The following is a 19,557-nucleotide window of genomic DNA, read 5'->3' on the forward strand; positions in this document are numbered from 1 at the left end:
CGGGCAGCAACTGGCGCGCGAGGTCGACGCTCAGGAACTGCGGGTTGGTATCGAGCACCTTATAGCGGGCCATGGCGGGCTCTCGACAGCGAGACGAAACGGCGACACCTTCTCGGCGTCCAACACCCGTCATCGCGTATCGAGTTCCGTTTTCACATGGGCACCATCGGGACTTATCCTACAACCTCGTTAGCAAGCCGTAGCAAGTGCGTAACGCTTGACGCTAATAGCGCCGCGCGCGAACGCTTCTTTATGATCGTCAGTTTCGCCGACAGAGATTCAGAACGGTTGTTTGATCGGCAACCGGTGCGGCGATTTGCAGCCGAACCACGGAGCGTGATGCTCCGCAAGCTCCTGTTGCTTGATGCGACTGTCGAGCTGACTGAACTTGGAGTGCCTCCCGGCAATCGACTGGAGAAGCTCAAGGGTGATCGTACTGGGCAGCACAGCGTTTGCGTCACGCCAACGGGCCGTAGGAAAAGGCAATTTCGTTGCCGGAGGATTTCGTTGACGGTGCTAGCGACGCCGCATCGGGCAGCGTCTCCATGTCGTTCTCCATGTTGAGTACGAGACGATGCAGGGTCCATTCCCCGTGCACCTTCGTGCCGCCACGCAGCGTGAAGCGATCGAGCCGCTCGTGGCGCTGCGGCGTCTGCATGGCGACCGTCAGCTCCCCGTCCGCCGTGCTATTGGTGCGACGGCGCCCAACCATCGTGGTTGCGGTCGCTTCCAACTTCGTGACGCGCGCCGCGAGCAATTCCCTCCGACGCCTGTTCCGCGATCCGGGTGCACATCGCCACGATCGCGAAGCGTACTGCACCGTCCCGCGGCGGCTCCAACGTGGGGTCGGTTCCGAAACCGGCGCGACGCGGAGGATGCAGTCGCGTCAATCCAGGGCCCGACATCCCCGGTGCGGCGCTGCGAGTCAGCCGAGCCGGGAGCTCGTCAGCAGGACGCGTCGTTCGGCTTGTCGTAGACTCATGAGTTTAGGCTGGTGCATTGACGCCGTGACAAGCCGACTGCACGTTTTTGGCTTCTCTCACTCGGAGTGACGTTTGCACCAGCATCAGACATCCTCATGCGGGGCGGCGCGCGGGTCGCTGCTCACGGTAGGCCTGATTTTGGCGGTCATCACGCCTTCGCACGCGCCGGCGCAGCTTAAGCCCGCTGCGAAACCTGTCGCCAGCGGTCCGGCATTGACGCCCGAATTGCAAAAGGTCAGAGCGGCGCTCGACAAGTACAAGGATCCGATCACGGCGGTTCATGACGGCTATTTGTCGACGCTTGGCTGCGTTGAGTATCCGAAGGGCGGCGGCGAAGGGTCGATGAAATACGTCGCGGGCGGTATGGGGGTGCATTTTCTCAATGGCCCGCTGATCGGTCCAAACCTCGATCCGGCGAAGCCGCAGGTGCTCATCTATGAGATGGATGGCGACAGGCTCAAGCTCGTCGCCGCCGAGTGGTTCGTGCCCGTCGAGGCGGCGGGCAAGACCGTGCCCAAGATCTTTGGCCAGGAACTCGGTGGACCGATGGCGGGGCACAAGCCCGTCATGCCTGATGGTCTGGTGCACTACGACCTGCACGTCTGGCTCTGGAAAAACAATCCGGCCGGCGTCTTCTCACCCACGAACCCCGCAGTCAGCTGCCCGAAGGGCGCCTACTCCTTCTCTGAAGACGCGCCCAAGATGCTGATGCCCAAAGGCAAGCGCATGAAGTAGGACTCATGACTCGCTCGTGTGTTTGATGACGGTGTCGAGTGGTGTGCCTCGACTCTTTCGAGGCGTTCATGCAGCGCGTCGTGTTACGACCCTCGGGTATGGTTCAATCGTCGTACGTGCGGGCACCCACAGAGGGATCCACACGCGCGACGTTCTACGATGGCGCATCAAAACCGACGCCGCACTTCCGCGGTTGCCGCGGTGTCGCTCTACACGACGGTGTTCGACGTCACGCGTTTCGTTCTCGCGAACCTGCCGAGAATGAACGTCGAGCCATTCGGCTGCGATGTGCTTTCGCCAGCGACAACAACTGCTTCTTCATCGTCGGCCATGACGGCAACCGACGCAATCCGCCAATCCATACCACGGCGCGCCTGAACCCGGCGACCGGGAATGGCATGGTGATGCGCGAGGTGGGAACTCCCCACCTCGCCATGCGACTGACCGGAGCATGGGTTCTCTTGGAGTAGGCCAACGTGGATTTTGTCATGTTCACCATGGCACGTCCGGACATGCTTCGCCTGATCGGTCTCGGCAGCCTTGCGATCGTGTTGGTTGTGCCGGGAGGCGCGTAGATGCACCATACCAAGCGGCGTCGATCGATCGACATCCGCGCCGCGTAAGCGCTGCTCGCGGTGCTTCTCCTCCTCGCACGCGGTCCCCGATGCCGGCGCGTATGCCCTCGTGCCTCACCCCTTCTACGCCGCCGTCACGCTTACGGCAATCGCTCAAAGGGCAATCGGCGCGGCTTCACCGTAGCCAGCCTGGCCATGAGAACGGGGCCGAGTTCTCCAGTATTCACAGCACTGCCGTTGCACAGAATCCCCAAGGCGAGTTGTCGGCGCGGCAATCGACCGGCCCACGCAACGTATCCCCGGTCCAGCCAGCATGAAACACCATGCGCTCTCCGGCCAACGTGTCCAGCTCCAATCCCATCGCATACGTTGTCGCACGTCCCGAGCGGAGTACACCCGCACGTTTCATGTCTACCGTGAAGCCAGCACCTCCCACACGCGCTGTGTCAAAGTTGTGCAGCCATTTCATGAGATCGGGCACGGTGAAGGAGTCGTCCGCTGGGGCCAACAACGGTCTCGCCCGGCATGTCCAGCTTGAATCGACCGGCCTCGTCAGGGCTTCATGCGAGCGCGCGGTTCGGGACGATCTCGTTGAGCGAATCACGCCAGTGCGTGTGACGCATGCCGAGCGGATCAAAGCTGGTGCGCTTCGTGAACCTCCGAAGCGACTCGCCAGACACGCGCTCAACCAGAATAGCAGCCAGTACGAAGTTGGTGTTGCTATAGCTGAACTCGCTCCCAGAGGGAAAGTTGAGTTCGCGCTGACGGCAAAGACCGTCAGCGCGTCGTCCAAGGAATACGCCGCCGTGCCACTCGGCCAGCGCGTCATCTCCACTAAGTTGCGCCAGTCACGCCAACCGCTTTGATGCGTCAGAATCTCCCGAACGGTGGTGCCACCAAAGTGGGGGAGTTCGGGAATCCAGCGCCGTATGTCGTCATCCAGTGAGCGCTCACCCGCGCGAGCGAGCAGCACCACGGCCGCGGCGGCGAACTGCTTCGAAACTGAGCCAGCCTCAGATACGATACTGGAGTCGTTGCGACTCCCTCGTTTCAGATCGCGCAGGCCAAAGCTGGAAAGCCAGCGACGCTGACCCGTAGCCCATTTATGAACTCATTGAAGGAGCGGCCGAGTCCCTCGTTGAGGGTCCGTGAAAGGGTGCGTGGTGATGTGTCGAGGGACGTAGCGAGTGTGGTGAGCGTCAGCAACGGATCACGATGCCATTCGTTCTGGACTACTTGGTTTTTCCATACAGCGGCCTGAGTCGTGTAGCTTTTGACTGGGGTCCGCGGCCCAGTCGCCTCGGCAGCATAGCGTGCGCGATCAGGCAGTCCGCTCGCAGTCGAAAGCGCCGTCATCGCAATCGCGCGACGACCGTATCGGAATCCCAACTGTCCAGTCACATACGCGAGCACGGCCAGTGTCACCACAATTGGCAGTCGCGCGAAGTCGTCGAGCGGCCGTGTCAAGAGGTGGACCAGCATCATGACCAGGCCGAGCGCTCCGGTGCCCACGATACCGATCAGCATCACCCGAAGCCAATCGAGCCGAGTCTCTTCGCGGTTGCTGACATTCTGATCGAGCCACCCTTGCCACTGCTCGTAGGCGCGCCACGCGCGCGGCGCTGTAGACACCCAGGGACGCCAATACCGCGATTGTTCCAATCGGTTCGACAATGCCGAGGTGCGAGCCACCATACCCATTCCATTTCGCTTGAGGCGGAAGCGCAAAACAGACCAGCTGGTAGAGCAGCTGCAGTGCCACGGGCACAAAATGGCGCCAAAACTGCGACGACAAGGCGCGAGTGGCGAGGGTCTTTATGTAGGTCCAGAGCCGCGGCCCCACGCGAGTGTGAGGTCGAACGGTGCGAAGGTGAGAGCGGGGTGCAGATCGTACGCACCTGCGAACCCGAGCACGTAAGGCGTAATACGGAGCGCGATCGAAGCGGTGGGCGCCGCCAGCCACACGGAACCGACATGGCGACCGAACGGCAGCAGCAGTGCCGCGAGCAGCAACCCGTTCGCAGTGGCGACTAGCAGGAGGAGCGAGTAGGGTCCGAAGTGCATGCGCGTCAACGGCTCGGCGCCGCCGCACGTACCCATGCGGCAACCGTGGCGACGAGTCGCCCGCTGACACTTGGCGGGAGCGCCTGAATCCCACGATACGCGTCTTCCAACAGTGGAAGCGCCGATTCCCGATCGCCAGCGCGCAACAGGCAGTAACCGACCCCCGCGCGAAGCCGCAGCGCAAGCAGCTGCGTGCTGTCGAACGGAACCGCACGCGACGCCGATCGCGCGAGCGCTTCCCCTTCGGCGACTCCTGTGCCGGAACATAAGTCTACGGCCAGCAGCCATTCGGTATTGAGCACAAACGCATCAGTCGCGGGTCGCAACGGCCGCAGGATGGCCAGCGCCTCACGGAGTCGCGCAATCGCCGCGATGGTATCGCCCTGGATCTCACGCGCCATCGCGACATTCGGCAACTGTTGCGCTGCCTGTAGGCTGCGCTCTCCATACACCGCTTGGCGAATCGACAACCCCAAATCAGACAGCGACACATACTCGGCGTTATTCCCTTTCGATCGCATGACCGCCGCCAGCTTTTCGGATGCGTCGCCAACGGCCCAGTGCCGCGGTCCGGCAAACGCCGTCCACTTCTTGATGACCGCGCGAAGAATGGAGTCGGCTTCGTCGAGCCGGTTCTGCCGGAAGATGGCCCATCCAAGTCGCGATTCCATCACCAACGCTTGATCCTCGATGCCAGACGCGCGCCAGATGGGCAGCGCCTCCCGGTAGCGCGACTCAGCTTCAGTCCACTTTTCGCGAGACGTTGCCAAGTTGCCAAGATCGCCCAAGCTGGCCGCGACGGCCGGACTGCTGTTGCCAAGCGCCTTGATACGCGACGCGAGCGCCTGTGTATAGAGCGTTTCCGTTTCGTCCAACCGTCCCTGCTGCGATCGCAACCGACCCAGCGACACACGCGAGAGTTGTACATCGGGATGATCAGCACCGAGCAACGCAATGCGCATGTCAAGCGCCTCGGACACGAGCTCGGCGGCTTCATTGGCTCGACCACGTTCGGCCATCACATTACCGAGGCGTCCGATGACGTTTGCCAGTGTCGGGTGGCGCGCGGGAAACACGGTACGGGCGGCTGGCAAGGCGCGCCGGAGCGTCGCTTCCGCGGCGGCGTTGTCGGGCGTGTTCGCCTGCGCATCGGCGACCCCCACGAGCGCCTCGATCACCCGAGGATGCTTGAGCCCCAACGCACGCTCGAGAATGACGGCCGCACGCTGCAGCAGTGGCAGCCCTTCGCTGGGTCGACCGGTGTAGGCGTACAAGTTGCCGAGCGCTACCAGTCGCTCGCCGACCCGTTGATCATCCGGACCGTGGCGGGTCGTGGCGAGCTCCAGCGCCTCGCGATACAGCCGCTCGGCGTCGGGAAAGCGCGCCTGTCCGTACCGCACCGAGGCCAGTTCGCCAACGGCCGAGCTCACGAAGTCATCGTTCGACTTCCGTGTTCGGCGAAAAATAGTGAGAGCCTCGGTCAACTTGGTATCGGCGGTTGCCAAGTCGCCCGACGCTCTGGCGATGCGCCCAATATCGGCGGCGAGATCTCCAACCACCGTAGCACGAGGCCCAACGGTCCGACGTTGAATCTGATACGCACTGTCGACGTGCGCACGCGCGGCGTTGTAGACGCCCAACTGAAAATAGGTTCGACCAATGGTGGCTTCGATCGCGGCTCGCACCTCCGGCTGCCGGAGCTGCTCATCGCGGAGCGACGCGGTCGACGCTTTGTCCAACAGGTCGCGTACGCGCAAATCCTGACCCTGCGCCGTGGCGGGATCCGCACTGGCCAGCATGTCAGTGAGGAAGGTGGTGACGGCCTGCGACTTCGCTGCTTCTGCGGTGGCGCGCCGTGCGCTGGCGATGGCGGCCTCCTGCTCTCGTATTGCCTGCGCGCGCGCGGCATCGGCAATACCCAACGCCGAATCTGCGACATGAAGCGCCGCGGTCGCCGCGCGCTGTTCGCGCTCGGCCGCTTGACGTGATTTGTCCGCTTCGTCGCGACGCGTCACGGCCAGTTGCTCGGCGCGTGTGGCGCGAATGGCTTGCCACGCACTCACGGTCGCACCAACGGCGAGCATGAGCGTGCCCAATGCGACACTGCTGACCAGCGCACGATTTCGTCGTCCGAACTTCTGGAGTTGATAGAGCGGACTTGCCGGCCGAGCAATGATGGGTTCGTCGCGCAGAAAACGTCGTATGTCACTCGCCAGTGCGTCGGCAGAGTGGTACCGGCGCTGTTTCACTTTCTCCAGCGCTTTCGCGACAATGATCTCGACATCGCCGCGGAGTCGCCGATTGATGGAACTCAGCGGGGCAGGGTCGTCGACGAGAATCACCCGCGCCGCCTCGTGCAACGCCGCGCGTTCGAGATTGTACGGCAACCGTCCGGAAATCAATTCATAGAGCAGAACGCCAAGCGAGTACACGTCACTCTGCCCATCCACGTTGGATGGAATGGCGTCGACTTGTTCGGGGCTCATGTACTGCAGCGTACCCACCATCTCGCCGACGGACGTGTGACGCGTACCCGGAATGTCCGAGTCGGTGAGGCGTGCGACGCCGAAGTCGAGGATCTTGGGTTGGCCGCTTTCGTCGACGAGGATATTGGCCGGCTTGAGATCGCGGTGTACAACGCCCTGCCGGTGCGCATGATGCACCGCATCGCAGATCAGCGCGAACAGTTCGAGTCGCTCGTCCAATTCCAAGCGATTCGTATTGGCGAACGCCGTGAGCGGAAGGCCGCGAATAAGCTCCATCGCAAAATATGAGCGAGGACCTGTTGGGCCCTCGTCGGTACCGACCTCGTAGATCTGCGCGATGCCGGGGTGCTGCAGCCGCCCGAGCGCTTCGGATTCCAGCGCGAATCGACGGGCAAGCTCCGGCGTCACGAACTCACCGCGAATAACCTTGAGCGCCACATTGCGGCGGAGCTGATCGTCCTCCGCTTCGTACACGATGCCCATTCCACCCTCGCCCAGAACACCAAGGATGCGGTAGCGACCAATCATGTCGATGGGCATTTCAGGACGATTGAAGGACGATGACGACGATCATCCGTGCTAATTTAGCCGTCGCATGCACGCCGCCAGTATCGTGGGCGCGGGGCCGAATACTCTCGCCGCCGTCATGCCGCGGTCAAGCGCATCGCCGGTGTCGCGCTTTCCACGACCTTCGTGTCGCCGCTGCATCCGTTCGAGCAACGTTCTGGCATTTTCGAGGTTAAGGTTCTTGGGGGTTTGGTGTAGTTGAGTAAGTGGCCAAAACGCCGCTGAACCACCTTGCTGTGGGTTGGCACGGACATCACGCGGATCACCGGCAACACCCTGAACAACACGCGTCCTACGCCGTCGACTCGCGCGGCCCCGATCCGCGGAGAGGCCGTTGGCGGTTCGGTCCGGTGCCGCGGGCCTCACGGCGGGCTTCGCCGCATGCCGCATCGCCTGCGGTACCATCGGTCGCCTTGCCGACGCGCCGGTGGTGTGTCGATGCGTTTCGGCGGCCGGCCGCCGAAACATCGTTCTACGAGGGGGTAGCCGAGATGCAGCCTCGCGAAGTCCCGACGTGCCAAAAGTGATTCTCCCTTGCGTCAGCCCATTTCGTGGCGTGCCGACGCACGCTGTCGCGCCGCCACCGGCCACGTTGGTGGCGCGTCCGCTGGCGCAACCCAGCCTCTTCGATCTATTCACGCCAGTCTGTGTCGGATACACCGATCGGATGGCGCACATCGCGGTTGATGGTGTACCGGTGTCTACGTTGCGACGCACCCGGTCACCACAGACATCGATCGATCGCCATCTCCTTGTGAAGACGAGCTCGGCGTTTCCGTTCCAGGGCGACGCCCAGCCGTGGACCACTTCGTACCGTCAAGCAGTAGCGCCGTGAGCCCTCCCGCTGCGATTCGCGCCATCGTCTTCGACCTCCTGACCGGACTGCTCGACTCCTGGACGGTGTGGAACGCCGTGGCTGGTGACGACGCGCTCGGTATGCGCTGGCGCGCGGCGTATCTGCGGCGCACGTACGCCGAGCAGCGCTATGCGCCGTATCTCGACATTGTTGCGGCGGCCGCCCGCGACGTTGGCTTGCCGTCAACGATCGCTGACGCGCTTGCCGCGCAGTGGGGTACACTCGCGCCGTGGCCGGAAGTATCCGCCGTGCTGTCAGCGCTCCGCGAGAGCACCCCACTGGGCGTGGTGACGAACTGCTCGCAGGCGTTAGGGGAGCGTGCCGCGCTCGCCGTGGGCGTGCCCTTCGACGTGGTAGTCACGGCCGAGGCGGTGGGATTCTACAAGCCCAATCCGCGCTGCTACCTAGCGGCCGCCGAGGCCTTAGGCGCGGCTCCGGCCGACGTGCTCTTCGTGGCCGGGTCGCCCTTCGATGTGGTGGGGGCCGCCGCCGCGGGCATGCCGGTGTATTGGCACAATCGCATCGGCTTGTCGCGTCCATCGGGGGTCACCATGCCGTCACCCGATGGCTATCGAGAGGCGCGCGATCTGTGGGGACTCGCGCGCTGACGCCATGCGGCTACGATCGTGTACCCGCGGTGAAGCGCCGGCTCATGGGCGGGCCCGGCACGCGCGGCGTATGCGGCGTCACGGGTCGGCTACAGGGTCGTCAACGGGGAAATGAGCCACGTGTTCGTCGTCGTGGAAGAGGTGGTCTTCGGTGCACGGGCCAATGACGGCCTGCTCTGGTACGTCATGCCAGACGTTCGTCTGATAGTCATGACGCGATGACCGACGTGCACCGCGACGTCATCGACTTCGGCAACGGACAGTGGTTGCTGTCGTTGCTGCCCATCCATGCGCTGCGGACCGCGGCCGATCAGTGCCTGACGCGCGGCGATGCGGCCCTGCTGCAGTACGGCGCCGATCAAGGCGACGTGGAATCCCGCGAACCGCTGGCACGTTACCTCGGGCACCGCTAAGTCACGTCGTTTAACGCGACCCAGCTCATGGGGTCGGCCGGTGTATCGCAGGCGCTCGATCTCATGTGCACGCGATTCACACGGCTACGGTTCGGCAGCCGCGACGGGTTCGCCCATACGCTGCGATTGAGTTTCGCGCGCTACGACCCGACGGCGCTGGTCAACGACGTCGGTCGATTGGCGCGGGCGGTGGCGAGCTACGGCACGATCACCGAGTGGATTCGGCGCATGCGCCGGACGAAGCTTTTGAGTGCAGACTGATAACTGGGCGATGAGAGCGATGCGTACTGTGCACCCCTGACACGAACCCTCTCGACACACCGGAGGCGCGATGGTCGCTGCCTCGGACGGTATGACGGCCGAACAGCTGATCGGCGACGAGATTCCCGGGAAGCGCGTGGAGCTGGTGCGTGGCCAGCTCGGCTGGGCGACAGTGCGAGGCCGGCTCGCCACTGCGGATCCGGGTTTCACCCTCGCGCGCCGACCCGACACCGTGCGCGCACCGGATGTCGCGTATCTCTCGCGTGAGCGGTATGCCGGACCGATGCCCGACGGCTTTCGGGAGTTGTGATCGCACAGGCGCGGTGGTCGTGGGCTGGTTGTCGCTGGGGACCGTAGTGGTGTGGGTCGTCGATCCGCCGTGCGGGCAGGTGGTGGGGTACCGCGCGGACGGTCCGGTGTCCGTGTTGCCCATCGGTGACAGGCCGAGCGGTGAGGAGCGCCTCCCGGGATTCACGTTCCCGCTACAGGAATTATTCGCGCCTGATTGAGCGGTGTTGGTGGGCCTCGGCGAACCGTCAGCCGACTACGCCGCAAGGAACTAAGCGGCCGTTAAGAATCGTTCCATCAGTGTTCTGACCTCTCGAGTCCGCGGGAAGCCGGCCTCATATCCACTGTCGTGGCCCGACGGGCCTGCCTATCGAAGCGTTTGACCCGGTCCGTCGCCCTCCCGCTGAAACCGGTTGCTCGATCCCACCATTCCGGAGATGTACTGCTATGCGTGTTCCCCTCCGACGACTCGTGCGCGGTGCCGCGCGCTGTCGTGGTCCTGCGCTTACGGCGGCGGCCCTGCTGGTCCTGCTCGCCTCCACGTCTTGGCCGCTCCTCGCGCAGAGCACCGCGACGGTAACCGGGAAGGTGACCGATCAGGCGACCGGTCAGCCGCTGCAGGGCGCCAGCATTCTGTTGGTCGGTACGCAACGCGGCGCCCTGACGCGTGAAGACGGCAGCTATCGGTTCACGGCTCCAGCGGGTGGCTACGAACTGCAAGTGCGCTACATCGGCTACGGCACCAAGCGTGCGCCGATCGTGCTCACCGTGGGTGGTACCACCAGCAACGACTTTGTGCTGGAGAAGTCGACGTCGCAGTTGCAGGCGTTCGCCATTACCGGTACTCGCCGCACGAGCGAGCGCACGGTCACCGAAGCGTCGGTACCGATCGACGTGATTTCTGCATCCGAGATGAAGCAGACAGGCCGTACCGAGACGAGTCAGATCCTCCAAATGCTCGTGCCGTCGCTCAACTTTCCTCGCACGAGCATTGCCGGCGGGACCGACATGCAGCGGCCGTTCACGCTTCGTGGGCTCACGCCCGATCAAACGCTGGTGCTCGTGAACGGCAAGCGTCGCCACACCGGCTCCGTGCTGGCGTTGAACAACTCGATCGGCCGCGGCACCACCGGTGTGGACCTGAACGCGATTCCCGCCTCGTCCATCGAGCGGATCGAAGTGCTGCGCGATGGCGCGGCGGCGCAGTATGGCTCTGACGCCATCGCGGGCGTGGTGAACGTGATTCTCAAGGGAGCGGGAAGCACCAGTACCGACTTCTCCGTTACCACCGGGGCCACCTCCGGCGGCGACGGCGAAACGTTTCAGGCCGACGGATCACACACGTTCACGTTCGGCTCGAACGGTTTCCTCAACGTGTCGGGGGAGTTCCGCAACCGCGGGCGCACCAACCGGTCGCTGGCCGAATTTCAACCGTCGGGCTGGTACGTCAGTGACGCGACGGCCGACCAGGGTCGCCTGAACTACGCCCGCACGAACACCAATTGGTTTGGTGATGCCCCTTCGACCGAAGGCGGTTTGATGTTCAACGCGGGTGCGCCGATCGGGAACATGCAAGCGTATGTGTTTGGCGGTACCATGCTGCGCCAAGCGACGGCCTTCGGCTTCTCGCGCCGCGCGCGTGACGACCGCAACGTGCGCGGGGTCTATCCCGACGGCTTCCTCCCTCAGATCATCGGCACGAGCTTCGACGCATCGCTGGCGATGGGTCTCAAGGGCACGACGGCCGGTTTCAACTGGGACGCGAGCATCGAGAACGGCAACAACTACTTCCGCTTCAATCTCGCCAACACGCTCAACCCCACCTACGGACTGGCGACGCAGAAGGCGTTCTACGCCGGCTCGCTCAACTCGAATCAGATCACGGCGAACCTCGATGCGTCACGGGCGCTGTCGCTTGGCCTGGCCAAGCCGGCCAACCTGGGCGTCGGCCTTGAAGTACGGCGGGACCAGTACAACATCTACGAAGGTGAGGCGGCCTCGTACAGCGACGGCGGACAACGCATTCTCGACGGTCCCAGCCTCGGGCGCTTGGCGATTACCGGTTCCCAGCTGTTTTTCGGATTCCGGCCGGTGGACTACACGAACGCCTCGCGTACGTCGTACGCCGGCTATGTCGACGTGGAGCAACAGCTCGGGAAGTGGCTCACGCTCGGCGGGGCAGGGCGCGCCGAGAACTTCTCGGATTTCGGCGGGACCACCATCGGCAAGCTGACGGCCCGCGTGCAGCTCGTTCCCGATAAGTTGGCGATTCGCGGTGCCGTGAACACTGGCTTCCGCGCTCCGTCTCTCGCGCAGATCAACTACTCGGCGTCGGCGTCGAACGTGTTGGTGATCAACGGGGTCCCCACGCCCAACGAAGCGCGGACGATTCCGGTGAACACCGATGTCGCGCGTGCCCTGGGGGCCAAGCCGTTGGAAGCCGAGCGCAGCACTTCGTACACGAGTGGTTTCGTGTTCACGCCCACCGCATCGTTCTCCGCCACCGTCGATGGCTACAACATCGATATCCGCGATCGCATCATCCTGTCGTCGAACTTCACCGGCACCGCGATCCAGAGCATTCTGAGTCGCTTCCCCGGTTTCGGCGGGGACGTTCGGCCGCGCTTCTTCACGAACGCGATCGATACCCGTACGCGGGGCGTGGATGTTGTGCTGCGCTACGCCACCACGATGAGCGATGGCGGCACGTTGCGACTGACGGCGAGTTACAACTACACCGAGAACAGCATTCTCAACGATTCCATTCCCAATCCTTCTGAGTTGCGCGGCGTGTCGGAACAGCTGTTCGATCGCACTGAGCGTGCCCGCCTGGTCGAGGCGCAGCCTCGCACGAACGTGCGTGTGGGCGCCACGTATCTGCGCGGACCCTGGACCTTCGAGCTTCAGCAAGCACAGTTCGGGTCGTTCATTACGCGCTCGGACGCCCGTGAAAGTGCGGCCGGTCGCATCGCCGACCAGCGGTTCAGTGCGAAGTGGGTGAGCGATGTCAGTGCGTCATACGACTTCGGGAAGCTGCGCGCCACCGTCGGCGCCGACAACCTGTTCAACGTCTATCCTGATCAGATCTCGACGCTCAATCCGGACAACTATTTCGGGTCGCGCCAGTACTCGCCGTTCTCACCGTTCGGCGCCAATGGGCGCTTCGCCTACTTCCGCCTCGCCTATACCCCGCGATGAGACACTTCAGCCGATTCTTCATTGGCGTCGCGCTGTGCGGCGCGCTTCCCGTCCACACTCTGGCCGCACAAAGCACCGGCACCGGCACCGGCACCGGTACGGTAACCGGCACCGTGACCGAGGTCAGTACGGGTAAGCCCGTGGCGGGCGCGACGGTACAGGCCCTGGGCACAACCCGTGGTACGCTGACCAGCGCCACGGGTACGTACCGCCTGGTGCTGCGCGTCGGACCGGCGCAGCTCAATGCGCGGCTCATTGGTTACGGCTCGCTCACCAAGGCGGTGACGGTCACCGATGGCGGCACCGAACGGGTGGATTTCGTGCTGGACAAGTCCGCGCTCAATCTTCAGGCCGTGGCCGTGATTGGCTCACGAAGCAGGGAACGCACGGTGACGGATGCGCCGGTGCCGATCGATGTGATCACGGCGGAGCAGATCAAGCAGACAGGGCGCACCGAAGTCGGACAGATCCTGCAGATGCTGGTGCCCTCGATGAACTTCTCGCGCGCCAGCGTGGCCGACGGAACCGACCACCAGCGGCCGTTCACCCTCCGCGGGCTCGGTCCCGATCAGGTGCTCGTGCTCGTGAACGGCAAGCGTCGGCACAACGGCGCGCTGGTCAACATCAACAACTCCATTGGTCGCGGATCGGCGGGCGTGGACATGAACGCGCTCCCCGCCTCCGCCATCGAGCGCATCGAAGTGTTGCGCGATGGCGCGGCTGCGCAGTACGGATCGGACGCCATCGCGGGCGTGGTCAACATCGTGCTCAAGACCAACGCGCCGTTCGATATCTCGAGCACCGTGGGATCCACTACGTTGGGCGACGGCCGAGTCACGCAGGCCGACGCGTCCAAATCCCTTGCGTTGGGCACCAGTGGATACGTCAGCTTCGCCGGTGAATTCCGCGACCGCGGGTTCACGAATCGCTCGCTGGCCGATCTGCGCCCGCAGTACGGCGACTCCATCTCGGTGGCGAACAACGCCTTCGTGCGCGGCGCCAACGCCCGAGCGGCCGATCCGTTCCGCGTGAATCGCGTGAACCACCGACAGGGCGACGCGGCCACACAGGATGCCATCGGCTTCTTCAACGCGGGTCGCACGCTGGGGAACGATGTCACGCTCTACGGCTTCGGCGGCATCAGTCGTCGCAAGGGTGAGGCGGCGGGATTCTTCCGGCGCCCGGGCGATACTCGTACCGTGCGTTCACTCTGGCCCGACGGTTTTCTCCCGTTGATCCGAACCGGGATCGTCGATCGGTCGCTGGGTGTCGGAGCTCGCGGCGACGCGCGCGGCTGGAAGTGGGATGCCAGCTCGGTGTACGGCCACAACAGCTTGCGCTTCGATGTCGCCAACAGCAACAACGCGTCCATGGGCGCCGCCAGCCCGACCAACTTCTACTCCGGCACCCTGCGCTTTGCGCAGGTCACGAGCAATCTGGATGTGTCTCGCGGTGTAGACGTTGGAGGAGCATCGCCGCTGAACGTGGCCATGGGCGTGGAGCATCGGTGGGAGCAGTATGGGATTGGTCAGGGCGACAGTGCGTCCTGGCGCGATGGCGGCGCGGTGCTCAAGAACAACGGGCGCGCGCTGTTCACGCCGGGGGACTCGCTGCTGCGCGGACAGCCGGGGGCGCAGGTGTTCCCCGGCTTCCGCCCGGCGGATGAGACGGTCGAATCGCGCACCGCGGTCGCGGGCTACCTCGATCTGGAGCTCAAGCCAACCACGAAGTGGCTGGTGGGTGCGGCGGGTCGCGCCGAACGCTTCTCGGACTTCGGCAGCGCGGTGACCGGAAAGCTCAGCACGCGCCTCGAACTCTCAGGCCACTGGTCGGTGCGTGGTGCTGGCAGCACGGGCTTCCGCGCCCCGTCGCTGGCCCAAAGCAACCTGTCAGCGACCAGCACGAACTTCATCGGCAATCCACCGGTGCCGCAGGAGGTCATCACGCTGCCTGTGAACAGCGCGGCCGCCAAGGCATTGGGGGCCACCGCACTCAAGCCCGAGCGCTCGCAGAATCTGTCGCTCGGCGTCGCCTACACGCCGACGAAAAGCTTTTCGGCCACGCTCGATGCGTATCGCATCACGATCGCGGATCGCGTCGTGTTCTCGGAGAATCTGCTCGGCGCGCAGGTGCAGACGGCGCTGGCTGGACTGGGCTACGCCGGACAGACGTCAGCACGCTTTTTCACCAACGCCATCGACACGCGCACGAACGGCGTGGACCTCGTGGCCAACTATGGCGTCACGCTGGCCGACCAAGCGACGCTGCGGATGACGTGGGGCACCAACTGGGGACGGACGTTCGTGACACGTATCTCGGACAATCCGCCGCAGTTGGCGGCACTGAACGCCAAGCTGTTTGCCCGCGTGGAGCGGAATCGCGTGGAGGAGGCGCAGCCACGACTCAACAGTCGCCTGTCGATCAGCTATGCCCGCAAGGCGCTCAGCTTCGAGGTGCAGCACGCCTACTTCGGGTCGTTCACGCTGCGCCCGGGGGCCATCGTGGACGGGGCGGGGAATCCCGTACCGATCGTGACGAGCGCGCAGTCGGATCAGACGCTCCGTGGCCGCTGGATCAGTGACGTGAGCACGTCGTACAAGTTCACGCGCTTCACACTCACGGGCGGTCTGGACAACGTGTTCAACATCTACCCCGATCGGAATATTCCCATCAACTCGAATTCAGGAATCTTCCCGTACTCGAGCTTCTCGCCGTTCGGCTTCAATGGCCGATTCGTGTACGCGCGCATTGGCTACCGGCTGTAACACCGGCGCTGCGCGTTCGGGTTCGATCACCGGTCGTCTGCTACTGCTGGCGACCGGTGGGCAACGGGATGTACGGTTTCAAGGAAGTCGGATCGTGGCCGACGAAGTTTCCGGTGTCACGCTGATCGGCGATCCCAGAGGCGGACGTCGGCGGGCACACACCGGGGGCAATCTGTTTTGCGCCACCTTTCCGGGCACCGGCCTGGAAGGGGACGTGCCGCTCAGCGCCTACGAATGGGACCACTCAAATCCGGCTGGTGGCAGGCAGCCGGATTCGAGTGCCGGCGAAATCGATGGCCGCATCGGCGTCGCGCTAGTGGAGGACGGGGCTGATCAATCCGATGGCAGGCATATTCGACTCCACGTTGAGGACACGGTATCCGCATCGGGAATGCGGCCCAGCTCATCACCAGTCTCTTGAAAGCTTTGGCGCTCATCGGGCTGGCGGTGGCCGCGATGCTTGTGAGCCCGGACCAGACACCCGCACCCGCGATCGACATGGCCGGCGAGTTGTTCGTTGCCGCCAGCGTGGCTAGGCGCCTGTTCGGATCGGCCGGCGACACGGTCCTGCGTCTCCTGACCGTCGTTTCCCTGCTTGCTTCGGTGAACGCATTGCAGTTGATGGCCTCGCGCATACCGTTTGCCAGGAACCGCGATGGCCTCCTGCCGTCCATTTTCCATCGCGAACATCCTGGCGTCACGCTGGTCCCAGCCCTGCTGGCTGGTACCGCGCTCACGCTCGGCTTCATCGCCGCGAACACGTTTGATACCGTTCTGGCACTCCTCGCGTTCTTGATGGTCGCGAACTAGGCGATGGCGTTCACCGCGCTATTCGTGAAGCGACGACGCCAGCCAGACGCTGTGTGACCGTTCCGTGTTCCGGGGTACCCGTTGGTGCTCAGTATCGCCCTGGTGGCGCTCAGTTGGCCTGCGTATCGCGTGGTTCGTCGGGGAGGAAAAGCCACGATACAAACGGGCGCCGTTTCTAAACGCGCCGTGCGGGCGCCCGTGCGATGACCCAACGTCGCAGCGTTGGGCAGCCATCCACACGTGCGTCATTCCCTTCTCTCTTTTCCCTGGAGTTTCTGTGACGTTACTCGAGGAAGTCGGTGAGAGCGCACGCCTTTCACGCATTGGCCCGTAATTGCAGGCGGTCCGGGTCGGCGTCTTGGTGTGCACCGCCGGCCAGCCGGTTGGAACGGGCTGAAAAGGTCACCAGCTACGTCGCCGACGCCGAGGGCTTCAATGTCCTCACTGCACTCTTCGCGGAGAGTCTTTCCGAGAGCCCACCCGTGCGATCGACGCCCCTGATCGCGCTGCCGCGCGGGCATTCCGATCCGAAACTGCCGTTCGTGCTCAGCCGGGTTCGGACTTCTGCCCGTCGCTTGCGGGCACGAGCCACCTCAGCACCGGCACCTTGCGGAGCACCGTCGCCAGCGGCGAGAGCAAGAGCAGCGCCACCATCATCATCGTGCGCAGAAAGAGGAAGATCAGAAGCAGCAGGAAAAGGACGATCGCCGCGTACGCCACGTAGGTGCCGAAGCCGTTCTCACCGAGCATGCGCTATTTTCCGGCCATCCTGCAGGCTATTGAGCAATGGCGTCGTCAGCGCCGTCGTGACGAGCGCCATGACCACCATCATCGCGAAGAGCGGCGGGGAGAGCACGCCGATATCAAGCCCGACGTTGAGGATCACGAGTTCCATGAGCCCGCGGGTGTTCATCAGCGCGCCGAGGGAGAGGGCGTCACGCCACGACATCCCGGAAACGCGCGCGGCGAGCGCCGAGCCCCCGAGCTTTCCCGCCACCGCCACCAGTAGCACGAGCAGGCACAGCGCCCATGCCTGCGCGCCGGAAATGAGCGTCAGCGTCGTGCGGAGTCCTGTGAACGCGAAGAAGAGCGGAAGCAGCAGGACGACCATCAGGTCGCGGAGCCGGGAAGTGAGTGCGGCCACCGCCGGCGACGACTTCGGCAGCAGCGCGCCGACGAGGAACGCGCCGAAGAGGGCGTGCACGCCGATCCATTCCGTCACCCATGCTGATCCGAGCGCGAGGAGCATCACGACCGCGAGGAACCCCTCAATGCCTGCCTCGTCGCGCGCCGCGCGCGCAGCAAGGCGCGCGAGCAACGCGCGACCGGCGGTGAACATCACCACGAGGTACGCTGCGGTCCCCGCGAGGGTGGCCAGCAGCGGTGCCGCCCCTTCGGCGCGCGCCACCAGTACGACGGCGGCGAGAATGCACCACGCCGTCACGTCATCGATCGCCGCACAGGCGATCGCCACGATGCCCAGTGGCGAGCCCGTCATCCCGCGCTCCTCGAGGATGCGAGCGAGAACGGGAAAGGCGGTGACGCTCATGGCCGCGCCCATGAAGAGCGCGAACGAGGCGAAGGGAACTCCCGCGGGAGCGTAGCGTCCGTAGAGCAGTAAGGCGAGGGCGCTCCCGAGCAACAGGGGCGCGATGATGCTCGCATGGCTGGTCACCAGCGCGGCATGTCCCCGCCGGCGCAGCTCGGCGAGATCGAGATCGATCCCGACTACGAACATGAAGAGCAGCACCCCGACTTGGGCGAGCGAATTGACGAAACCGAGGCTTTCAGGGGGGAAGAGCGCACGAGCGACGCCTGGTGCCGCGAGCCCGAGCGCCGAAGGGCCGAGCAGTAGGCCGGCGGCCATCTCGCCGACCACGCGCGGCTGACCGACGCGCCGGGCGAGCGCGCCGAGGAGCCGCGCCGCGCCGACGATGACCACGATCTGCGCGACGAGCCGGCCCAGGTCGAACGCCGAGCTGCCCGACGCGGCCGCGGGGGCGGCCACGCCGGTCGCCGCCGGCAGCCCCGCCCCGGCGTGCAGCACCAAGAGCACGAGCGCGGCGGGAAGCCCGACGAGCACGGCGTAGGCGGCGACCGATCGGGCGAGGCGCTGCGTCGACGAGGCACCGGCGCGATCTGCCGAGTCGAGTGCGGGTTGCATGTCCGGCGTGGGGCGGAGAATGGGGCGAAGTCCTTCGATGGGGCGCCACGATGCCGAATCGACAGGTTGCGGCGAGCGGGGCCAGGTGGAACGTAGCGGCGCTGGGACGCTGGGCAAGCTGGCTCGGGACGTAAGCGACGCTGCATCGAACTGGGTGGTTTAACGAAAGCTCGCACGCGCTGGCTGAGTTGGTCCACGTGTCACACTTGCGATGGGAAACGCGGCTCTCCAAGCTATCCAGGATGTGATCGTCGAATGATGGACTCTCGGCGTCGATCGTAGCGCAGTAGGAGTAGTCGCGAGATTTTCCCCGAAGCCTCGGAGGTGCGTGTGCACACGAATTCAAAGTGGACGATGCTGGGTATGGCCTCGCTGCTCGTGCTGTCGGCGTGCGGTGGCACTCCGAAGGTGGCGGCCAAGTCGAACAACAAAGTGCGTGTCGAGGCCAAGTGCGTCAGCCTCGGTGTGGTCAACGTCAAGGTGGACCAATGGGCCGTTGACGTCGATCGGGACGGGAGCATCGACTGGATTCTCGAAACGGGTGGGGATCCGGCAACGGATGCGATCGTCACGATCGAACCCAAGAACGCCAACGCGCCGTGGCCGTTCACGGATCGCGCCCCGATCACGCCGACGGTTGCTGGTGCGAACAAGAAGGTGCGGCCCAATGCCGGCGGACCGGGGGGCAAGAGTGAAACGTACCGCTACAATATCCGCATCGTTTGCGGCCTGGCACCGAATCAACAGACGGTCGTGATCGACCCCGACATCATCGTGAATTGAC

At 64.4% G+C, this 19,557-nt stretch carries 19 protein-coding genes and 1 pseudogene; 12 read left to right on the plus strand and 8 right to left on the minus strand.

What is annotated here, in order from left to right; genetic code table 11:
• Positions 1 to 252: 252 nt before the first annotated feature.
• The gene (locus tag ACLL97_RS13945) at positions 253 to 564 is read left to right on the plus strand and encodes a type II toxin-antitoxin system RelE/ParE family toxin (protein WP_411281084.1); all 312 of its coding nucleotides are present in this window, start codon (positions 253 to 255) and stop codon (positions 562 to 564) included.
• Here ACLL97_RS13945 and ACLL97_RS13950 read toward each other — a convergent pair.
• A complete protein-coding gene (locus ACLL97_RS13950) occupies positions 458 to 712 on the minus strand; it encodes a hypothetical protein (protein ID WP_411281128.1) in 255 nt (84 codons plus the stop codon). The two genes, ACLL97_RS13945 and ACLL97_RS13950, sit on opposite strands and share 107 nt — an antisense overlap.
• A 343-nt stretch (positions 713 to 1,055) precedes the next feature.
• Between ACLL97_RS13950 and ACLL97_RS13955 the strand changes: the two genes are divergently transcribed.
• Positions 1,056 to 1,718 carry a hypothetical protein gene (locus ACLL97_RS13955; RefSeq protein ID WP_411281085.1) on the plus strand — a complete coding sequence of 221 codons (663 nt, stop codon included), beginning with the start codon at positions 1,056 to 1,058 and terminating at the stop codon, positions 1,716 to 1,718.
• A 1,135-nt stretch (positions 1,719 to 2,853) separates the two neighbouring features.
• On the opposite strand, the gene ACLL97_RS13960 is transcribed toward ACLL97_RS13955, so the two are convergent.
• The 5 genes and pseudogenes from ACLL97_RS13960 to ACLL97_RS13980 all read right to left on the minus strand — a co-directional run bounded on the left by ACLL97_RS13960 (position 2,854) and on the right by ACLL97_RS13980 (position 7,383).
• On the minus strand, positions 2,854 to 3,141 hold the full coding sequence (locus ACLL97_RS13960) for a serine hydrolase (protein WP_411281125.1): 288 nt from the start codon (positions 3,139 to 3,141) through the stop codon (positions 2,854 to 2,856).
• A gap of 50 nt (positions 3,142 to 3,191) precedes the next feature.
• Positions 3,192 to 3,356 (minus strand): annotated as a pseudogene (locus ACLL97_RS13965) (serine hydrolase); the annotation flags it as partial.
• Positions 3,344 to 3,925 (minus strand): hypothetical protein, encoded by a 582-nt coding sequence (locus ACLL97_RS13970; RefSeq protein ID WP_411281086.1) that lies wholly within the window; start codon positions 3,923 to 3,925, stop codon positions 3,344 to 3,346. The gene ACLL97_RS13970 and the pseudogene ACLL97_RS13965, both read right to left, overlap by 13 nt.
• Before the next feature lie 183 nt (positions 3,926 to 4,108).
• On the minus strand, positions 4,109 to 4,357 hold the full coding sequence (locus ACLL97_RS13975; RefSeq protein WP_411281087.1) for a hypothetical protein: 249 nt from the start codon (positions 4,355 to 4,357) through the stop codon (positions 4,109 to 4,111).
• Positions 4,358 to 4,362: 5 nt separating this feature from the next.
• A complete protein-coding gene (locus tag ACLL97_RS13980; RefSeq protein WP_411281088.1) occupies positions 4,363 to 7,383 on the minus strand; it encodes a tetratricopeptide repeat protein in 3,021 nt (1,006 codons plus the stop codon).
• A 583-nt stretch (positions 7,384 to 7,966) separates the two neighbouring features.
• On the opposite strand from ACLL97_RS13980, the gene ACLL97_RS13985 reads away from it, so the two are divergent.
• From ACLL97_RS13985 to ACLL97_RS14025, 9 genes are all read left to right on the plus strand, one after another.
• Positions 7,967 to 8,245, plus strand: a complete 279-nt coding sequence (locus tag ACLL97_RS13985) for a hypothetical protein (RefSeq protein ID WP_411281089.1) — start codon at positions 7,967 to 7,969, stop codon at positions 8,243 to 8,245.
• A complete protein-coding gene (locus ACLL97_RS13990; protein WP_411281090.1) occupies positions 8,242 to 8,874 on the plus strand; it encodes an HAD-IA family hydrolase in 633 nt (210 codons plus the stop codon). Before ACLL97_RS13985 ends, ACLL97_RS13990 begins: the two co-directional genes overlap by 4 nt.
• Positions 8,875 to 9,092: 218 nt before the next feature.
• Positions 9,093 to 9,287 (plus strand): hypothetical protein, encoded by a 195-nt coding sequence (locus ACLL97_RS13995; RefSeq protein ID WP_411281091.1) that lies wholly within the window; start codon positions 9,093 to 9,095, stop codon positions 9,285 to 9,287.
• Positions 9,288 to 9,314: 27 nt separating this feature from the next.
• A complete protein-coding gene (locus ACLL97_RS14000; protein ID WP_411281092.1) occupies positions 9,315 to 9,548 on the plus strand; it encodes a hypothetical protein in 234 nt (77 codons plus the stop codon).
• A 70-nt stretch (positions 9,549 to 9,618) separates the two neighbouring features.
• Positions 9,619 to 9,858, plus strand: coding sequence for a hypothetical protein (locus tag ACLL97_RS14005; RefSeq protein ID WP_411281093.1), 240 nt, complete (start codon positions 9,619 to 9,621; stop codon positions 9,856 to 9,858).
• Positions 9,859 to 10,283: 425 nt separating this feature from the next.
• Positions 10,284 to 13,034 (plus strand): TonB-dependent receptor, encoded by a 2,751-nt coding sequence (locus tag ACLL97_RS14010; RefSeq protein WP_411281094.1) that lies wholly within the window; start codon positions 10,284 to 10,286, stop codon positions 13,032 to 13,034.
• Positions 13,031 to 15,799, plus strand: coding sequence for a TonB-dependent receptor (locus ACLL97_RS14015; protein ID WP_411281095.1), 2,769 nt, complete (start codon positions 13,031 to 13,033; stop codon positions 15,797 to 15,799). Before ACLL97_RS14010 ends, ACLL97_RS14015 begins: the two co-directional genes overlap by 4 nt.
• Before the next feature lie 94 nt (positions 15,800 to 15,893).
• Positions 15,894 to 16,220: a hypothetical protein gene (locus ACLL97_RS14020; protein ID WP_411281096.1), complete on the plus strand. Its 327-nt coding sequence runs from the start codon at positions 15,894 to 15,896 to the stop codon at positions 16,218 to 16,220.
• A 5-nt stretch (positions 16,221 to 16,225) separates the two neighbouring features.
• The gene (locus ACLL97_RS14025; protein ID WP_411281097.1) at positions 16,226 to 16,609 is read left to right on the plus strand and encodes an amino acid permease; all 384 of its coding nucleotides are present in this window, start codon (positions 16,226 to 16,228) and stop codon (positions 16,607 to 16,609) included.
• A gap of 546 nt (positions 16,610 to 17,155) precedes the next feature.
• Here the strand turns inward: ACLL97_RS14025 and ACLL97_RS14030 are convergent.
• Both ACLL97_RS14030 and ACLL97_RS14035 read right to left on the minus strand, forming a co-directional pair.
• Positions 17,156 to 17,359, minus strand: coding sequence for a hypothetical protein (locus ACLL97_RS14030; protein WP_411281098.1), 204 nt, complete (start codon positions 17,357 to 17,359; stop codon positions 17,156 to 17,158).
• A complete protein-coding gene (locus ACLL97_RS14035) occupies positions 17,349 to 18,773 on the minus strand; it encodes a cation:proton antiporter (RefSeq protein ID WP_411281099.1) in 1,425 nt (474 codons plus the stop codon). Before ACLL97_RS14035 ends, ACLL97_RS14030 begins: the two co-directional genes overlap by 11 nt.
• 330 nt (positions 18,774 to 19,103) lie before the next feature.
• On the opposite strand from ACLL97_RS14035, the gene ACLL97_RS14040 reads away from it, so the two are divergent.
• Entirely contained in the window at positions 19,104 to 19,556 is a 453-nt protein-coding gene (locus tag ACLL97_RS14040) for a hypothetical protein (protein ID WP_411281100.1), read from the plus strand.
• The last annotated feature ends 1 nt before the right edge of the window (position 19,557 follow it).

Origin of the sequence: Gemmatimonas sp., assembly GCF_046594945.1 — a bacterium.
GTDB lineage: Bacteria > Gemmatimonadota > Gemmatimonadetes > Gemmatimonadales > Gemmatimonadaceae > Gemmatimonas.